Origin of the sequence: Paenibacillus sp. FSL H3-0286, from assembly GCF_045040705.1 — a bacterium.
Classification (GTDB): Bacteria; Bacillota; Bacilli; order Paenibacillales; family Paenibacillaceae; genus Paenibacillus_AQ; species Paenibacillus_AQ odorifer.
On sequence record NZ_CP150285.1, the window covers coordinates 2,396,797 to 2,414,224 of the forward strand.

Here is a 17,428-nt window from a genome sequence, read left to right on the forward strand (position 1 = left end):
CTATCAGGAGGACGGCATCATGGCGGCACAACTGCCCAGTTCTTTCAGCGAGCGTATGATGGACTTGCTGGGAACGGATTATAATCAATTTGCGGATTCGTACAAGGAGACCCCTAACGGAGGCGTTCGTGTTAATACCTTGAAAATTTCAGTGGAGAAATTGCAAGCTCTTTCCACTTTAGAGCTGGAACCCATTCCGTGGTGTCCAACCGGATTCTATACAGAGGATGGGGCCAGACCAGGTAAACATCCACATTATCACGCGGGATTGTATTACATTCAAGAGCCAAGCGCTATGGCACCTGTGGAACTGCTTGATGTACAGCCAGGAGATCGTGTCCTTGATTTATGCGCTGCACCTGGGGGCAAATCCACACAGATTTCTGCCAAGCTCTCAGGAGAAGGCTTGTTGGTTACCAATGATCTTCATCCAGAACGCACGAAAGCCTTAGCCAAAAATCTAGAGCTATATGGGGTGCGCAACGGTATCGTACTAAACGAAAGTCCAGATCATATTGCAGCGGCATTCCCGCTTTATTTTGACAAAATCTTGATTGATGCTCCTTGCTCAGGTGAAGGGATGTTCCGTAAAGATGAAGACATGGTGAAGCAGTGGGATTCAGGTACACCTGCCAAATATGCTGCCATGCAGCGGGATATTTTACGTTCTGCTGCAACAGCGTTGGCACCGGGAGGTACACTTGTCTATTCAACCTGTACATTTGCTACAGAAGAAAATGAAGAAATTATATCGGAGTTTATTTCTGAACATCCACAGTTTTCGGTGATTACAGTTGGAGGCACTGGCTCATTTGCTCCTGGTTTTGGAGAACTATCAGGGACAGCAAGACTATGGCCGCATAAAGTAAAAGGTGAAGGACATTTCATGGCTGTGCTGCAGCATGTGGGGCCAAAGGTATCTGCAGAGGAACGTGATCAAGCCGAAGTTAAGTTGAGTGCAGTTACACGGAATACGAATAAAAAAGGCACTGCTCATATTAAATCCGCAAACAAACCAGAAGCCAGACGAGGGAAAGAAGGTAAGTTCTCTAATAAATCTGCTGCTGGCGCTGAACGTGGCCGTCAAGGTTCAGGAGAAGAGCAAGCCTTGGCTGCATATGGAGATTTTATAAAAGACCAGCTTGGCTGGGAGCCAAAAGGGTATCCGATTTTCTTCGGTGATCATCTGTACATCTCCCCACTACCTAAGGAAAGATTAAATGGATTAAAGGCGATTCGTCCAGGATGGTATGTAGGACATGTCCGTAACGGCAGATTTATCCCAGGACATCCAATGGCTACCGCGTTACACCCTGAAGAGAGCTGCCGAAGTGTCTCACTTTCCAGTACGAGTAATGAAGCTATTTCCTATCTTAAAGGAGAGACATTGTTGATTAGTCAAGAACGTCTCTCTATTAAAATAGGAACTACCCAAAAAGGATACGTACTGGTCTGCATAGATGGTTATAGTGCAGGCTGGGGGAAGTGGCAGGACGGTGTGCTCAAGAATGAATATCCCGCAGGCTGGAGGTGGATGTAAGAATGAGCCTATCAGGGAAAACTGCAAAAAAGCAGCGTTTAGATAAAGTATTGTCCCATATGGGGGTAGGATCACGCAGCGATATTCGTAAACAAGCCAAGCAAGGTTTAATTACCGTGAATGGTGCAGTCGTCAAGGATAGTGGATTTCATGTAGACCCGTATCACGATAAAATTGTGGTTGGCGGCGAGCTTGTTACCTATCGTGAATTTATTTATCTTATGATGAATAAGCCACCGGGAGTCCTGTCGGCAACAGAGGACAAGCGGGATCGGACCGTTCTGGATCTTTTAAAGCAGGAATATGTACAGTTTGAACCTTTTCCTGTAGGAAGGTTAGATAAGGACACAGTAGGGCTGCTTCTGCTCACCAATGATGGAAAGCTTGCTCACGAGCTACTATCGCCACGCAAGCATGTCCCTAAGACGTATGAAGCTACAGTTGAGGGAGACGTAGATGCAGACGATGTAGCGGCTTTTGCGGCAGGTGTCGAGCTGGAAGATGGATATGTTACTTTACCTGCACAGCTAACTATATTGGGAAGAGAACGCGGCAGTAAAGTAATCTCACATATTTCGCTGATCATCACAGAAGGAAAGTTTCACCAGGTGAAGCGAATGTTCCAAGCTGTCGGCAAAAAAGTCACTTTTCTGAAACGAGTATCTATGGGAGAATTGAAGCTGGACGAAAGCCTGCCACTGGGAGCTAGTCGTGAACTTACGCTAGAGGAACTGGCACTCTTAAGTACAGAAGCATTAGAACAATAATATAGAGAAAAAATGGTATGTAAATTGAATTTGGAAACTTGGGATTAGGGAATGGAGTGGCGGAGGGGAAATTTGGAACTGTAAAAGCGATAGCGGCCGCCTTTGTTTCCGGATTTCAACCACTAGTAAACGGTATAAATCAAGAAATCTGGAAACAACAGCGACTGAAACTTAACTCAAATAGCCAGGTTCAATATATATAGAAAAAGAAAGACAAGGATGGTGGGAGTATGAGATACAAACTGATTGCACTAGATGTAGATGGTACACTGTTGAATGATGATCACCACTTGAGCACTGAGAATAAAGAAGCCATTGCTGAGGTTACACGTCTTGGAGGACAAATCGTGTTATGTACCGGCCGCAGTCCGCAGAACTCGATTCCTTTTATGGAGGAAATGGGGTTGTCTGGTTATGTGCTGGGTCATAACGGAGCTGCAACGGTTCGTGTGAAAGATCGGGAAGTGCTGCATCAATACGGTATGGATGCTCGTGGTCTTGACCCTTATATTGATTATTGTAGAAAGCATGATATTCATTATGATGTGAATACGGCTTTTGATATGTATGTAGATAATGTAGAAAACCTGACCAAAGAAGCCAATTATATGTATGAACACTTCCGTATCGTGCCGGCTACACTGCCAGCATGGGAAGATTTCCGTGAACCGGTTGTTAAGTTTACTGTATTTACACAACCAGAAATCCTTGACGAAGCTGAACGTGAATGGCGTACTTGGACCCATGAGTACAATATTTTGCGCAGTGGTGAATTTTTCGTTGACTTGATGCATCCGGAAGCCTCCAAGGGCAACGCCTTAAAGAATCTGGCTGTGAAGCTGGGAATTCCGCAAGAGGAAGTTCTTTCGATCGGTAATTATTTTAATGATATTTCTATGCTTACATACGCGGGTATGGGCGTTGCGATGGATAATTCTCCGGTTGAGGTCAAAGCGGCAGCGAATGCTGTCACGGGGTCTAACAACGAGCATGGTGTGCGAGATGCGCTGGTTAAATATTGTTTATCTTAATAATGGAAAGCATAAAGCGGACTTGAGTCCGTTCTATGCTTTTTTTGTTGTGAAGGAAATAAAAGAGAAACATAAACAGAAATGATTTTATCCATAAATAACCCGCCCTTAGGATTAACTAGAAAGGGCGGGACATAGATTAACTTCCTGCATTAAAGTTTAATTTCCTCGTTCCGGCTAGGATCGCTATATTTATAGATTCCAGGGTTCAGTTCGATTTTTTCGTCGAAAGGGATATCTTTGTAGCTATCAATATTAGTTCCTGTAGATATCATGCCCTTAGGTGTAATTTCAGGCACCACTTCTTTGCCATTAATCCGTAACGTAGTTTGGTTAACGCTTTTGAAGCCAGAAGATTTGGATGTTGATTCGACAATCAAATTTTCGCCCTCAGTATAGTAAGTGAATTCAATTTTTAACCCATCGACATCAAGTGAAGTGAACTGCTTTTCTTCTTTAGGTTTGTTTATAGTGATCCAATTCTTAGTAGTATCACGTTTCTCAATGACAGCATCCTTTAATATAAGTTTCATTGGAACATCGGACCAGTCGTTATACCATTCCGGAGATTCGAATTGAAATAAATGCTGGTAGCTTTCGGAATGATCTCCTTTCAAATTCCAACCCCCAGTGATTGTTTGATCACCTATAACCAACTGAGCGGTATTATAGTGGACAATTCCTTTTTTAAGCGAATCATTTTCATCTATTAGAATTTGGATATCCAAAGGGGTAACCACTAGCTGATCTAAGGTTATGCCGGTCTTTTCTTGAAATTCAGGACTGTTATACAGTTTCTTAGTGTAAATCGCCTCACTTGCTTTTTGTCCATCTGCTTTAAAATCGAACTTCCACGTACCTGAAAATCGTTTCGCTTCTTCAATGTAACTAAAATGAAGACTAGCTTCCTTCCAATCTGATTCAGTTATATTGAAAACCTGTTCAATAAATAAATCCGATCCTTCGTTAGGCATGATGGTTGGAATTGCTTCATTCTTTTGACCACCAGTACTAACTACCAAATGTGGATTACCCCGTCCTAAGTCAGATGGTGATGCAGCGACTTTGTAACGGATAATGGTTTGATTGGAAACATATCGAACGGATTCGATTTGAATGCTTGGATATTGCTTAACTCCAGTATTGATAGTATCCCCTGCTTGATGATTAGATTGTAAGGGAATATTCCGATCACTGTAAAAAATGAGATTCCGTGCTTCAAACCTGTAGTCCTTTTTATCATCCTTTAATGTATCAGGTGTCTCATATACTCCAATGAGTTTCTGGCTTTCAGGATCGTATTCTAAATAACCGTATACCTTTGCCTTGGCACCGGATTCACTAGTCATGATGTTTTCCTCTGTAGCAAATCCAGTATATTTGGATAGATCAGATTTAGTATCAAGTGATAACAGCATTTTCATTTTTTCTCCATCAGTTACAACACCGTTCAAATTCATTGTTACTCCTGAACTGGAAGTTTGAAGATTATACTGTTGACCGATGCCGTTATTTAATGCATTGCTCACACTTCGACCACCAATTTTATCCCAATTAATCGTCATACTAGCGAATACAGGAATGGCTACAAGTAAGAGGCAAGAGAAGACAATACTGATAGGAATAACCTTTTTATTAGACCTAGGAGTATTCTGGGAGGCATGCAGATTTCTTTGACGTGTATAAGCTTCTTGTTCTATGGCAGTCCACATCAAATCATAATCCGGTCGGGGAATATGTTTATCTTTTTCAATAAAGAGACTCATTACTATTCAGCTCCTTTAGTTGGGTTCCACCCATTCTATTTAGTATTTTAAGTCCCTTGTTCAGTCTGGATTTTACAGTTCCTTCGGGTATGCTCATAACTTTAGAGATCTCGGGTACAGTCAATTCGTTTATAAAACGAAGGACTACTACCATTCTGATTTTGTCAGGAAGCTGACTGTATAACCCTTGTAATTCTTTTTTAGTTTCCTGTCGATCCAAACGTTTTTCTACAGGGTTTGATTCCTCAAACCTGGATAGTAAATAATTACGTACTTCTTTCATCCACCCCGTCTTACGCCTTTTGATCACACTGTTGCACTCATTCGAAGCAATTCGTAAAATCCAAGCTTTCAAGTTTCTTACCTTCGACTTATCCGCTAAGATAACTTTTACAAATACCTCTTGGGAAATATCCTCCGCATCTGCCTGATTTTTCATTAAGTAGTAACAAAAATAATATACTTGTTCTTTATAGAGCTCGAAAATTTCCCGGTCACTCATTTTGCTGCACCCCCTGTCTTTACTGTTCTCATTAATAAGACTTATAAGCGTATGTAATCGTTCATTTTTCATTTTGATTGTAGTATTTCTTCTGAGTATCATAGCGAATTCGAATGGAAGATAAGTCGTTTACAGGTAATTATAACCATGATAAAATTAGCGGTGGGACATGCGTCCGTAATCTATTAAAACTAATTGAATGTCCGCGTTAAAGGTAAAATCATCGAAAGATGATGACACAAAGCCATGGGTCTAAAACCTTTCGACAGAAGGAAATGATCGCCAGGCCGCCATAGGGATGTCTTATGAAGCATAAAGGATAGCTCTAAGAATATGTAGTCTATTTTGAGCTCTTTTATTATTTCGACCTATACGGCGTTACATTATCGCAAGGGGCCGAAAGGGGAAGTACATGAACAGTTTTTTCAAAACAATAGGTACTAGTTTGGCAGTAGGTGCTTTATTGCTGTCCGGAACGATCGGATGGATGTCTAATCCAGGAGTAGTGTCAGCAGCTACCTCAACAGTAGTAACCGCGGATCAGATGATCAGCAAAGTAACGGCAGCCTCCAAAGCAATAAAGAATTTCCATCTGGATGTGACCAAAAAACAGGATATTCAAAGCGGCGGGGTGCGTATCAGCAACACCAACACTCTGAAGCTGGATATCAACCGTCTGCCGAATTTTGCCGCAGCAGGCACTGTCGCTAGTAGTCTTTTAGAAACATCGTACAGTCTATATGCCAATGACAAGGAGTTTTACTATCTTGTAGACGGAAGTGAACTGATCGATGAATCTGAAGATGAAGGTTACGACGATGACGGGGAGCCAATCGATCCTGATGCACAATATTGGCTTGGACTGGAGAAAACGGAATGGGATGCCTTTTACTCTAAAGGCCAATACGATCCTGTTTCCATGCTTGATTCGGTCAAAAGTTATAAAAAATCCATGAAAGTCAGCACTGCTGGCGCACAAACAGTCTTACAATTCACGGTAACCGATCCGACAGCAGCTAAGGGGATAATCAAACTCTATGATCAGGAGAACCTCTGGGATGGAGAGACAGTTCAACCCAAAAGCGTAACGTGGAAATTATTCGTCAATACTAAGACCTGGCAAACGGAAAAGCTGACAGTCGATCTGAGTTATGTGCTGGTAAGTGATGGAGCTAAAGATACATACACCACGAAAATCGAAGCTAAATATTCCAAAAATAATAAAGGTGCAGCCATTGTAAAACCGGCCGAACTAGAATAATAAGGACGATTCATAACGAGCGAAAAGCGCTGTTCAGCGGAACAGCGCTTTTTGTTGTATCCAACAGCAGTTCTTTATTAGTTGACAAGAATAAATCATTGCTGTAATTTATATGTATGCGCATGTATATAATAATTTCTCTAAATATAATTTAATGAAAGTTGGGAAAAAGATGATAGCACTAGACACAGCATTAACTTTTCGCAGAGGGCTGACATTAAAAAACCGAGTGGTTATGGCTCCAATGACCACGCGAATGAGCTTTTATGACGGTGTAGTAACACAAGATGAATTGAAATACTATTCGCTAAGAACGGGCGAAGTAGGTGCGGTCATCACTGCGGCAGCAAATGTACAAGAGGGTGGAAAAGGATGGGAAGGTGAACTTAGTGTTTCCTCCGATGAATTTATTCCTAGCCTCAGCCGATTAGCATCTACTATTAAACGAAATGGAACAAAGGCTATTTTACAGCTATTCCATGCAGGAAGAATGACAGATTCAAAAATATTGCGTGGCGTACAACCCGTTTCCTCCAGCGCCATTGCTGCCGAACGCCCGAATGCAGAAATTCCAAGAGCATTAACAGAAGATGAAATTTTCGGTGTAATTGAGGATTTTAAAAAAGCGACTCAACGTGCTATTCAAGCTGGATTTGACGGGGTAGAAATTCATGGAGCAAACACATATTTAATCCAACAATTCTTCTCTCCACACTCCAACCGTCGTGAAGATCAATGGGGAGGAAGCTTAGAGAAAAGATTTAATTTCATTAACCAATTAGTGGATGCAGTTATTGCTGTCGTTGACAATTCAAAGGTTAAGGATTTTATTGTCGGTTATCGTTTTTCTCCAGAAGAATATGAAGAGCCTGGAATTAAAATCACCGATACCTTTTATCTTATTGATAAATTAGCTGATAAAAAGCTGGATTATCTGCATATTTCATTAGGGGATTTTAAGAAAGTATCTGCATCAGAAGATTTTAAAGAAAAATCAATCCTGCAATATGTGCATGAGAAAATCAATGGCCGTGTACCTTTAATTGGGGTAGGAGATATCCGTACCAAACAGGACGCAGAGGACACGTCGACAAATGCTGAATTAGTAGCAGTAGGACGATCTCTTATCATTGATCCTCATTGGACAAGTAAAGTGCTGGAGGGTAAAGAAGATATCATCAGAAGAGTACTTGCTGATCAAGATAGAGAAGAACTTGTAGTAGAGAATGGTATTCTAGAATTCCTTAAATTAATGATGCCTGATCGTTTACGCTAAACCCAAACACAGTTTTGAGGTCTAAATCTATAACGTTCCGCGGTAAATTCCGCGGAACGTTATTTTTCTGTAACGACTCTATTCCCTCTTTAAGATTGTTGTCGTATGTTTCAACATTCGATTCATGAGATTTCGCCGTTCTGTTTTTATGTCGGTGTCGCTTCTCTTTAATGCGTCGCGGATGGGGATGATCTCTGTAATTTTCCTGCCGCTTTTTATTCTTCGATCTACACAAGTCGGGATGTAACCTACGTTAGTTATACTCGTGTGTCCTTTTTCATCCTTCTTTATTTTAAGCGTAAGAATGATACCGCTTTGTGTATAAGGAATATTCATTAGTTTAGTCGAAACAAAATTCCCCAATGAGTAAATAACGAATTGTTTTTTTCCACGAAGCGCTAACGGTTGAAGAACATGTGGGTGAGACCCCAGTATGATGTCGGCGCCATTTTTAAAGAAGAGATTGACCAGCTCTTTTTGCCTCTTGTTTGGAGTGTAACGATATTCGCTTCCGAAATGCAGATAAAGCAAGACTAGATCGACTTTCTTTTTTAAATCTCGAATCTCCCGAATGATCTTGGGCGTAGATATCCGGTTAACCAGCCATGGCTTACTCACTGGTACAGGAATTCGGTTGGTTCCTGCTGTGTAGGAGAGGATGCCAATCGTAATTCCTTTGACGTTTTTAATAAGCGTTCTTTTGGATTCTTCTAATGATTTAGCTGTTCCCGTGTGGTCGATTCCATTACGGTCCAGAACTCGTAACGTCCGAACCAGACCCGGGGCACCATAATCCATGCAATGATTGTTGGCCGTTACTAATACGTCGAATCCGGCTTCCTTAAGTGCAGGGGCCAGTTCGTCTGGACATTTGAATATCGGACCGCCTGATCGGGGACTTTTCCGGCATTCGGGGCCACTTCCAGCAAAGGTGGTTTCGAGATTGCCAATCGTCAAATCAGCCTGTTTCAGATAAGGAGCTACTTTTGCAAACAGGGGGCTGAACGAATAGGTTCCGTCAGGCTGTTTAGCATCCGAAATAATATAACGTTTGACCATTAGATCTCCCACAGCAGCTATTTGTATTTCAGTCATGGATATCCACCTTTTTATTATTTTCATTAGGATATGGCATAAAGTTGTTATGGGTTATTCTTTCTTTAAGGCGAAGTGCAAACATTTGTGTGGCTTTTTATTTAAAATGTGACTCAACGCATAATCACTTTATTTAGATCGTCTAAATTTAAGGTATTCATTTTTTTCAAACTTTTATAATTTGATTCAAATCCTCTTTTTTGTTTGGCAGCCATAATAAAATAAGGTTGTTGATAAACATTATCAATCAAACATTGGAGGTTAAAGAAATGAGTACACAATTCAAAAAAATCGCCGAGGATACTTACTGGATAGGCAAAATCGATAACCGCCAGGTTCCATTTCACCGCCTGATTCTGGCAAAAGGAACTACCTATAATTCTTATTTATTAAAAACAGGTAAGCCAACTGTCATTGATACCGTAGATATGGAATTCGGACGTGAATATGCCGAGTGTCTGGGTGAAATGATTGATCTTCTAGATATCCATTACATTGTAATTAATCATACAGAGCCTGATCACTCTGGTGGACTGGCAGCTCTCGCTGCCAAGGCTGCAAATGCCACGATCGTATGCACCGAGATTGCTGTTCCCGAATTGCAGGAAATGTACAAGCTTCATAGCCGGAACTTCCTGGTGGTTAAAGACGGAGATAAGCTGGATATTGGCGGGAAAACGCTGCTGTTTAAAGAAACACCGTATCTCCATACCGCAGAAACGATGATCACCTATTGTATCGAAGATCAAATCTTATTTCCTTGTGATATTTTCAGCACGCATGTTGCGGTGGAGAATCTATTCAGCGATGAAGCCGGGTTTGATATTACGGAAGATTTCGAGGGCTATTACGCAGCAATTATTCATCCTCACAGAAGATATGTAAGAACCCTGTTAGAGGCTGTTAAGGATCTTGAGATCCGGATGATCGCTCCTTCCCATGGGTTTGTGATCCGGAAGGACATACGTAAATATATCGGGATGTACGCCACATTGAGCCGTGAAACGACGCAAGGAAAAAAGGCAACCATCGTATATACCACCATCAAAAACAGTACCAAGAAGATGGCCAAAATCATACAGGATTGCTTGCAGGAAAATAATATAGAGACAGAGGTCTGGGATGCAGATAAAAGTAGTGCCACCGATATTCTGAACAGCATAACGTCAGCGGACGCGGTCTTTATTGGCAGCTCCACTAAATACGCGGACATGATTGGGAACCTGGAGAACATTCTGAAAGAATTGCACAATATGAATCTGGAAGGTAAACTTGCTGCAGCCTTTGGCTCCTACGGCTGGAGTGGTGAAGCCATTGAAGTCATTCAGGATTATCTGAATGGAACAAACATGACGGTGCAAAGCACATCTGAGGTTATTAAAACCACGGGGATGACACATGTAGAGTTCCCTGTACGAATTAGATTTTCCCCGAAAGAGCCAGAGAAAGTTCAAAAAATTAAAAATGCGGCTGAATTTGTTTCGGATTTGCTGCTGAGTTCATTTTAGGGAGGAGGAACATAGGATGACAAAACATTACGTTATTGTTGGCGGAGGAGTAGCCGCCGTCCATGCCGCCAAAGCCATCCGTGATCAAGACGCAGAATCGGAAATTTCGATCCTCGGGGAGGAAAGTCAACTGCCCTATAACCGGATTAAGCTGACCAAAGGGCTGTTTACCGACCTGCACAGTGAGAAGGTGCTGATTAAAAAGGAAAAATGGTACCGCGATAACCGTATCTCCGTAAAAACCTCGACCCGAATCCGTTCTGTCCACCCGGACCGGCAAATAGTTGTGACAGAAGATGGGCAGAGTGTTTCTTATCATAAGCTTTTATTGTGTATGGGAGCGAAGAATCGTGCACTCTCCCTTGAGGGCTTCGCCCTGAACAATGTTCATACCCTCCGGGATATGAACGACGCGGACAGATTGAAAGAAAACCTGCAGGATGGCAGCCATGTAGCCGTAATCGGTGGGGGAGTGCAGGGAATCGAAACCGCTTGGGCGCTGCATAAAGCTGGATATCAGGTAACGGTGATCGAAGCTTTTCACCGGTTGATGGGCAGACAGCTTGATGAGAAATCCTCACAGCTCCTTAAAGAGAACCTTGAACAAGCAGGTGTGAAGGTTATTCTTCGAGCTGATGTAGCGTCTATAACAGGAACTGAGTATGTTACCGGAATTACGCTGCACGACCAATCTCATTTTTCCTGTGACCATGTAGTCTACTCTATTGGTATTGTACCGAATACGAAACTGGTAAGTGGCTCGAATATTCAAGTCCGGCAGGGCATTATCGTAAATGAACAAATGCAAACAAATGATCCGCATGTGTATGCAGCCGGAGATGTGGCTGAAATTAACGGGCATGTGGAAGGACTGTGGGGCGGAGCGATTGAGCAGGGCAGGATTGCCGGCAGTAATATGGTTGCCAATCTGACGGCGTATCGTAGAGCTGTTCCGGTTACCTTGTTTACCGCCTTTGGTATCTCTTTATTTTCGATAGGCAACGTGGATGAACAGTGTTGCGATACGGCGGTAAGCGGAGATGACAATGGGGCGTATACGCGTATCTATGTGAAAGATAACACAATGATCGGTGCGATATCCTGGCAAGGTGCAGCTGCTTCTCTGGGGTATAAAACCGCTGTAGAGTATGGCATCTCCCTTGAGGGGATCGATGTTAACGGGAGTAGCATCGAGGAGATTATGGCTGAAGTACAAACCAGGTTGAACTAAACTATTAACTTTTTAGGAGATGATAAAGATGAAAAAATACATTTGTCTACCCTGTGGTTATATCTATGATCCGGCATTAGGCGATCCCGATGAGGATGTTGTTGCAGGCACTGCATTTGAAGATTTGCCTGAAGATTGGGTCTGTCCGGTATGCGGTGAAGATACCAGTCATTTTGCGCCGGTTGAAGATAAAAAAACTTCTGTATCCTAAAGGAAAGTAGGAGTTGTACAAAAAAATGAACAACAGGGGGGACAGTTATGAAGGAGTATTCTTGCCAATACGCTGCTGAACCTTGTACCCGCAAGGTGCCTATTTTTGCTGCGTTAAGTGATGACGATCTCTCCCGGATCAGCGCTATGATCAAGCATCGTAAGTTTACTAAAGGTCAACCTTTAATTCTGGAAGGGGCGCCGTCAGATACGCTGTACATTATTCAGCGAGGGCATGTTAAATTATCCAAAACAACTCCTGAGGGCAAGGAACAAATTTTGCACATCTTGACGAATGGAGACTTTTTCGGGGAACTGAGCATTTTTAACAGCGATGAGCTGAGTAACTTCAGTGCTTATGCTCTGAAAGACACTAACATTTGCATGCTGACCCGAACGGATATGGAGCAGCTGATGAGGGATAATCCGGATATTTCGCTCAGACTACTGAAGAGTGTGACCAAAAGACTAGCCCATACGGAAAATCTGGCGCAAAGCCTGGCGACCAAAGATCCCGAAATACGAATTGCTTATATGATCATGGAACTCAGCGACAAATATGGTAAGCAGCGTGGCACTCATATTCATATTGACCTTCCGTTGTCTCGTGAAGAGCTGGCCAGTTATGTTGGGGTCACCCGCGAAACTATTAGCAGAAAATTCTCAAGGTTTGAAGATTCAGGTCTTATTGAGCTAATCGGAAACAAGCAAATGCTCATTATAGATCCAGCCGGTTTGGAGAGTTATATGGGGTATTAAGAGGATTACGGTGTATTGACGCTCTGTATGACACCGTGGGTGCAGAACATACGCTATATGGGGCCAGACTCCGATACTTGTCGTTCCCAAAGGATTTCAGTATGATGAATACTATATAAACTTGTCCCTATGGGCTCGATTAATCGGAAGATGGCGAGGAAACCCAATGCAGAAAAGGAATAGCAGAAAATTTTTCCGTATCAGGCTAGAGGAAATGATTCAAACCTTGCGACATGAAATTCATTCGGGAAGTATAGCGATCGGCAGTTATCTTCCTTCAGAAAGCGACTTAGAGGTGCGCTTCGGACTTAGCAACGCTTCTGTGCGCAACGGGCTCAAGGTGCTGGTGGATGAAGGCTTAATTGAGAAAATTCCGCGTGTTGGCAATCGGGTAATTCCCCCCGTAGAGGAAGGCAGAACGACGATCAAGTTCGGATATGTGAACACCATCCCCAAGCTTGTAGAGATGCAAGAGCTACTGAATGAGTTCGGCAAACGCTATCCGCATATCGACGTTCAGCCGCTCGAGTTGTCTTCAGGAAACTACTCGACATCTTTGAAGGAATATTTGCAGTCGGAAATCATGGATGTCGTACTGATGAATAATAACAATTATCAGGATTTTTTGGAGCAAGGCTGTACGGAGCTGCTGGAGCCGATGGAGGAACAGCCGGACACGTATCGTTTTCTTTCCGACCCGTTCCGGTATGGTTACCGTAATCGCGTTCGCCCCTTCATTTATTCTCCAGTCGTGCTTTGTTATAATAAACAGCACTTTAAGGAAGCCGGCGTATCACCACCAGACAGTAGCTGGACCTGGGACGATTTGTTTGCTAATGGTCGAAAGGTAGCAGAAGGTCAAGACTGGTACGGTTTTTATTTTTATTTGCCTTCTCGTAACCGGTGGCCGTTGTTCCTGCTTCAAAGCGGCACAACGTTTGCGGCAGAACAGGATGACGAAGGGAAATACCGGTTCAGCGGCTCAAAGCTACTCGACAGTTTAGGAACCATCCGAAAGCTGATAGGCATGAAAGATGTATTTCCAGCTGTATTGTCTGAGAGCGATGCGGATGCGGAAGCCTTGTTCTTGCAAGGCAAAGTGTCCATGATAATGACGACCTATTACTTCTTGAATCAATTGCGTCAATCCGATTTGGCATTCGATATTGCTCCATTGCCGCGGCTGCAAAATGCTGATACGCTGCTGATTATAAATGGACTGGCGGTTAACAGCAAATCACAGAACAAGGATGCATCCATGCTGCTCGTTGATTTTCTCACCTCACATGAGGCGCAACTGATCATTAGGCGCAAGACGCTGAATATTGCAGCCAACCGTTTGGTGATGGATTGGGAAGGTGAGGAAGTGGGTTATCGTCCGGCCCGTTTTCAGCTTTATCGTGAGATCTTCCCTACCTATCGTCTGGTTACAGAGCTGGGTTTGAGCAACCTCCAGTTGAAAGAGATTCAACGTGATATCATGTTGTTTGTTTCAGGTCTACTGGACAACGACGAGTTATGCCGCAGACTTGAGGAAATATTGAATGCGGTAAATCAGGAGACTCAGCACTCTTGAGGACTGAAAGTTTATGTGAAAATCCCGGCACAGGTTCAATTCTGAATCTGTGCTTTTTGTTATGTTGAAGTATTTGTTTGTTGCACAAGACTTGACTCATATATGACTCATAATAAACATAAAAACTTGTTGACTGTGCTTTTGTTGTTATTATATGATGCAATAGAAGTCAGATATGAGTTAACGCGAACTCGATTTTATTAAGGTGGTGTAGCTGCAAAGATGGAAAAGGAAGGCGTTTATTTTCACAATGTTTCGGAGCTGGTTCATAAACCCTATCAATCTGGATTGCATCTCCAGCGTTTTCCACAGCATGTGCGCAATGGCTTGTCAGAGAAAGGAAGAACCAAAGCTATACAATCGAACGGCTGCGAATTGCGGTTTGTCACCGAATCCAAGCATGTTAGGGTCACTGTCGGATCGAATGATAGTAACGGCCGCGTTGTGGTATGCAGAGGGGATTTTTTTCATTCTCAGCATTTTCTGCAGGCGGGTACGGTAACTACTCTGCACTTGGAGGAGCCGGAACGTTTTACAGAGGTATCAAGTAAGCGGCTGAATCAGTCTGGATTTTCCTCTAACGTATGGCGTTTGCATTTTGATCGTTTCGGAGCTGTTTTCTACGACGTGGATGCTTTTGGTTGTGAAGTACGTGCGCCTAGACCGGAAGAGGTACCGAAGCTTACGATGCTCGCCTATGGATCTTCCATCAGCCAGAGCGCGGGATCCACGCATCATTTCAATGGTTACTTACAGCAGACAGCGCGCAGACTTGGTGTGGATGTGCTAAATCTTGCGCTTAGCGGATCTTGTTATTGCGAGGACGTAGTTGCCGATCATCTGGCTGAACGTGAGGATTGGGATTTTCTGTTTCTGGAACTTGGTGTCAATATGCGTGCTGTAGTGTCTCCCGAGGAATTCAAGCGTAGAGTGTCTTACATGCTGGACCGGGTTATCAAAAATCATCCTGACAAACCTGTGTTCGTTACTACGATTTATCCGAATCGTGCAACGTATTTTCTTGATACAGGCCATCTTCTTCATGTCCAAGAGGCGGTTTTTAACGAAGTGCTGCTTCGTTACTGTGAGAGCAATAAACATCCACAACTACATCTGCTGGATGGCGCATCAGTCATGCGCGATCTTACCTCGCTGACCTCCGATCTTATTCATCCTTCCGATTATGGACACACGCTAATGAGCGAGCATTTAGCAAAGCTGTTGCGGCCCATGATCGAACCCCTCCGAACTTCTAGTCATTCTACTGAAGTGTCCCCAATTTTATAATAGGGAGTTGATGGAAATGAAGCGTTGGATGCTTATCATGGTGGCAGTTTCATTATTAGCCGCCTCTATGAATGGATGTTCCTCTTCTAATAAGGGGGGAGAAGAACAAGCAGGGGAGAGTCCGGAAAAAACCACTGCTTTCTCCATATCGTTCCGGAGCGGAAACATTTCGTATGCAGACAATCATCCGGATATTAATGATGACAAATGGGTCAAAAAGCTGGAGGAACTTACAAATACAGATCTTAACATCCGTTTGATGCAGCAGAAAAATTTTGATTCGCAAATGATTCAAATGTTCGCGATCAACGACATTCCGGATGTCGTGCAAGCAAGCTCTGGGCTGACGAACCCTCAGTTGGCAGGTTCCGTGGAGGCCGGAGTATTCATGCCCCTAAATGAATTGCTTGAGCAGTATGGGCAGGATCTTCTCAAGAAAGTCCCGAAGGAGGCATGGGAGAAGGAGACCGATGCGAAAGGTAATATCTATGCGATTCCGGAATGGCTGTCCAATCCGTCACGCCGGGCAACTTGGATTCGTGCGGATCTTTTGGAACAAACAGGGCTGCCAGAGCCTAAAACAGTAGATGACTTCCTGAATGTCATGCGTGCTTTTAAGAAGCTGGGTGTGGAGAATCCTTATATGGGCCGGGAGGACTTTGTATATTCGGATATGTTCTTCGGATCTTACGATACCTTTGCTAATTTCTTTATGAAACAAGGGGATCAAATTGTCCCGAAATTTATGAATATCGAAAATATGCAAAAGACGATCCAAACGTACAAGACAATGTTCGACGAAGGACTGATCAACAAGGAATTCGTCACAATTAATCCCACGAAATTTAAGAACGATATTCTTGCAGGCAAGGCGGGCATCTGGAACATGAATGCGAACCTGTTGATCCAATGGGATCAGCAGCTAAGAGAACAGGTGCCTACAGGTAAAATGAAGCTGATCGCCTCGCCCACAGGGCCAGACGGTAAGGGGGGACTTCGTCTTGTCGGTACGGTGCCGCGAGCGTATTTAATTAACAAGAATGCGAAAGACCCTGCCGGGATCGTCAAGTTTTTCAACTGGATGGTTAGTGACGAAGCGGAGAAGTTTTTTACCTTCGGAATTGAAGGGGAAAACTACACTGTAGAGAACGGAAATATTAACTATAACAGACCGAAAACAGCTGATGAAGTTGATGAAGAAACGTTCCGTCAAATCCTGCTGTGGTTCGTACAGGATACTACCTACAATAAAGGTGCGCTTAGTCTCACACCCGAAGGAAAAGATTTGATGAAGCTCTACGACACAGTACTTGCGAATGAGGGACGCGACGGGATTCAATTTGAACCGCAAGTAAAAGGCTATCAGAAAAACCCGGACATCACCCCAGGTGGAGATAAATTGCCACCAGTTATATTGACGCATGTGATCAATATGGTATACGGAAAAAAGCCGATTTCCGACTATCCGAAGGTGGTGGAGGAATGGCTGCAGAAAGGGGGAAGTGACGTCGTCAAGGAAGCAACAGAACGTTATAACAATAACGACGGTGTGATTTTGTCCCGACATTAATAAGCTGCATCTCACAAGAGGTTTGAACTCCATAATGCTTGTGATTACC

At 43.2% G+C, this 17,428-nt stretch carries 15 protein-coding genes and 1 riboswitch; of the genes, 12 read left to right on the forward strand and 3 right to left on the reverse strand.

What is annotated here, in order from left to right:
* Nucleotides 1–19 precede the first annotated feature (19 nt).
* From MHB37_RS10285 to MHB37_RS10295, 3 genes are all read left to right on the forward strand, one after another.
* Nucleotides 20–1,540 (forward strand): RsmB/NOP family class I SAM-dependent RNA methyltransferase, encoded by a 1,521-nt coding sequence (locus tag MHB37_RS10285; RefSeq protein ID WP_339281916.1) that lies wholly within the window; start codon nucleotides 20–22, stop codon nucleotides 1,538–1,540.
* A 2-nt stretch (nucleotides 1,541–1,542) separates the two neighbouring features.
* Nucleotides 1,543–2,307, forward strand: coding sequence for a pseudouridine synthase (locus MHB37_RS10290; RefSeq protein WP_076186699.1), 765 nt, complete (start codon nucleotides 1,543–1,545; stop codon nucleotides 2,305–2,307).
* Between the two features lie 230 nt (nucleotides 2,308–2,537).
* Nucleotides 2,538–3,338, forward strand: coding sequence for a Cof-type HAD-IIB family hydrolase (locus MHB37_RS10295; protein WP_036689337.1), 801 nt, complete (start codon nucleotides 2,538–2,540; stop codon nucleotides 3,336–3,338).
* A 152-nt stretch (nucleotides 3,339–3,490) separates the two neighbouring features.
* Here the strand turns inward: MHB37_RS10295 and MHB37_RS10300 are convergent, their stop codons facing one another.
* On the reverse strand, nucleotides 3,491–5,104 hold the full coding sequence (locus tag MHB37_RS10300; protein ID WP_342410658.1) for a DUF4179 domain-containing protein: 1,614 nt from the start codon (nucleotides 5,102–5,104) through the stop codon (nucleotides 3,491–3,493).
* Complete coding sequence (locus MHB37_RS10305; protein WP_342410659.1) at nucleotides 5,088–5,606, reverse strand: RNA polymerase sigma factor; 519 nt, start codon at nucleotides 5,604–5,606, stop codon at nucleotides 5,088–5,090. Before MHB37_RS10305 ends, MHB37_RS10300 begins: the two co-directional genes overlap by 17 nt.
* A gap of 203 nt (nucleotides 5,607–5,809) precedes the next feature.
* Nucleotides 5,810–5,901, forward strand: a riboswitch (cyclic di-GMP riboswitch).
* A 117-nt stretch (nucleotides 5,902–6,018) separates the two neighbouring features.
* Between MHB37_RS10305 and MHB37_RS10310 the strand changes: the two genes are divergently transcribed.
* Together MHB37_RS10310 and MHB37_RS10315 are read left to right on the forward strand one after the other, a co-directional pair.
* Nucleotides 6,019–6,867 carry a DUF6612 family protein gene (locus MHB37_RS10310; protein WP_076186691.1) on the forward strand — a complete coding sequence of 283 codons (849 nt, stop codon included), beginning with the start codon at nucleotides 6,019–6,021 and terminating at the stop codon, nucleotides 6,865–6,867.
* 172 nt (nucleotides 6,868–7,039) lie between these two features.
* On the forward strand, nucleotides 7,040–8,143 hold the full coding sequence (locus MHB37_RS10315) for an NADH-dependent flavin oxidoreductase (protein ID WP_405169201.1): 1,104 nt from the start codon (nucleotides 7,040–7,042) through the stop codon (nucleotides 8,141–8,143).
* 78 nt (nucleotides 8,144–8,221) lie between these two features.
* Here MHB37_RS10315 and MHB37_RS10320 read toward each other — a convergent pair whose 3' ends face one another.
* A complete protein-coding gene (locus MHB37_RS10320; RefSeq protein WP_076130122.1) occupies nucleotides 8,222–9,238 on the reverse strand; it encodes a CapA family protein in 1,017 nt (338 codons plus the stop codon).
* 269 nt (nucleotides 9,239–9,507) lie between these two features.
* Here MHB37_RS10320 and MHB37_RS10325 point away from each other — a divergent pair, with 269 nt between their 5' ends.
* From MHB37_RS10325 to MHB37_RS10355, 7 genes are all read left to right on the forward strand, one after another.
* Nucleotides 9,508–10,746 carry an FprA family A-type flavoprotein gene (locus tag MHB37_RS10325; protein WP_036689344.1) on the forward strand — a complete coding sequence of 413 codons (1,239 nt, stop codon included), beginning with the start codon at nucleotides 9,508–9,510 and terminating at the stop codon, nucleotides 10,744–10,746.
* Nucleotides 10,747–10,762: 16 nt separating this feature from the next.
* Nucleotides 10,763–11,977, forward strand: coding sequence for an NAD(P)/FAD-dependent oxidoreductase (locus tag MHB37_RS10330; protein WP_405169202.1), 1,215 nt, complete (start codon nucleotides 10,763–10,765; stop codon nucleotides 11,975–11,977).
* 28 nt (nucleotides 11,978–12,005) lie between these two features.
* Nucleotides 12,006–12,188, forward strand: a complete 183-nt coding sequence (rd, locus tag MHB37_RS10335; protein WP_076130123.1) for a rubredoxin — start codon at nucleotides 12,006–12,008, stop codon at nucleotides 12,186–12,188.
* Between the two features lie 47 nt (nucleotides 12,189–12,235).
* Nucleotides 12,236–12,946 carry a Crp/Fnr family transcriptional regulator gene (locus MHB37_RS10340; RefSeq protein WP_051491610.1) on the forward strand — a complete coding sequence of 237 codons (711 nt, stop codon included), beginning with the start codon at nucleotides 12,236–12,238 and terminating at the stop codon, nucleotides 12,944–12,946.
* Nucleotides 12,947–13,112: 166 nt separating this feature from the next.
* Nucleotides 13,113–14,522, forward strand: coding sequence for an extracellular solute-binding protein (locus MHB37_RS10345; RefSeq protein WP_405169203.1), 1,410 nt, complete (start codon nucleotides 13,113–13,115; stop codon nucleotides 14,520–14,522).
* A gap of 222 nt (nucleotides 14,523–14,744) precedes the next feature.
* A complete protein-coding gene (locus tag MHB37_RS10350; protein WP_076191358.1) occupies nucleotides 14,745–15,809 on the forward strand; it encodes a GDSL-type esterase/lipase family protein in 1,065 nt (354 codons plus the stop codon).
* A 16-nt stretch (nucleotides 15,810–15,825) separates the two neighbouring features.
* The gene (locus tag MHB37_RS10355; RefSeq protein ID WP_405169204.1) at nucleotides 15,826–17,379 is read left to right on the forward strand and encodes an extracellular solute-binding protein; all 1,554 of its coding nucleotides are present in this window, start codon (nucleotides 15,826–15,828) and stop codon (nucleotides 17,377–17,379) included.
* Nucleotides 17,380–17,428: the final 49 nt, after the last annotated feature.

What these genes read in the sequence shown, in the direction of transcription:
- MHB37_RS10285 (WP_339281916.1), top strand. Translation starts at nt 20, where the DNA reads ATGGCGGCACAACTGCCCAGTTCTTTCAGCGAGCGTATGATGGACTTG.
- MHB37_RS10290 (WP_076186699.1), top strand. Translation starts at nt 1,543, where the DNA reads ATGAGCCTATCAGGGAAAACTGCAAAAAAGCAGCGTTTAGATAAAGTA.
- MHB37_RS10295 (WP_036689337.1), top strand. Translation starts at nt 2,538, where the DNA reads ATGAGATACAAACTGATTGCACTAGATGTAGATGGTACACTGTTGAAT.
- MHB37_RS10300 (WP_342410658.1), bottom strand. Translation starts at nt 5,104, where the DNA reads ATGAGTCTCTTTATTGAAAAAGATAAACATATTCCCCGACCGGATTAT.
- MHB37_RS10305 (WP_342410659.1), bottom strand. Translation starts at nt 5,606, where the DNA reads ATGAGTGACCGGGAAATTTTCGAGCTCTATAAAGAACAAGTATATTAT.
- MHB37_RS10310 (WP_076186691.1), top strand. Translation starts at nt 6,019, where the DNA reads ATGAACAGTTTTTTCAAAACAATAGGTACTAGTTTGGCAGTAGGTGCT.
- MHB37_RS10315 (WP_405169201.1), top strand. Translation starts at nt 7,040, where the DNA reads ATGATAGCACTAGACACAGCATTAACTTTTCGCAGAGGGCTGACATTA.
- MHB37_RS10320 (WP_076130122.1), bottom strand. Translation starts at nt 9,238, where the DNA reads ATGACTGAAATACAAATAGCTGCTGTGGGAGATCTAATGGTCAAACGT.
- MHB37_RS10325 (WP_036689344.1), top strand. Translation starts at nt 9,508, where the DNA reads ATGAGTACACAATTCAAAAAAATCGCCGAGGATACTTACTGGATAGGC.
- MHB37_RS10330 (WP_405169202.1), top strand. Translation starts at nt 10,763, where the DNA reads ATGACAAAACATTACGTTATTGTTGGCGGAGGAGTAGCCGCCGTCCAT.
- rd (WP_076130123.1), top strand. Translation starts at nt 12,006, where the DNA reads ATGAAAAAATACATTTGTCTACCCTGTGGTTATATCTATGATCCGGCA.
- MHB37_RS10340 (WP_051491610.1), top strand. Translation starts at nt 12,236, where the DNA reads ATGAAGGAGTATTCTTGCCAATACGCTGCTGAACCTTGTACCCGCAAG.
- MHB37_RS10345 (WP_405169203.1), top strand. Translation starts at nt 13,113, where the DNA reads ATGCAGAAAAGGAATAGCAGAAAATTTTTCCGTATCAGGCTAGAGGAA.
- MHB37_RS10350 (WP_076191358.1), top strand. Translation starts at nt 14,745, where the DNA reads ATGGAAAAGGAAGGCGTTTATTTTCACAATGTTTCGGAGCTGGTTCAT.
- MHB37_RS10355 (WP_405169204.1), top strand. Translation starts at nt 15,826, where the DNA reads ATGAAGCGTTGGATGCTTATCATGGTGGCAGTTTCATTATTAGCCGCC.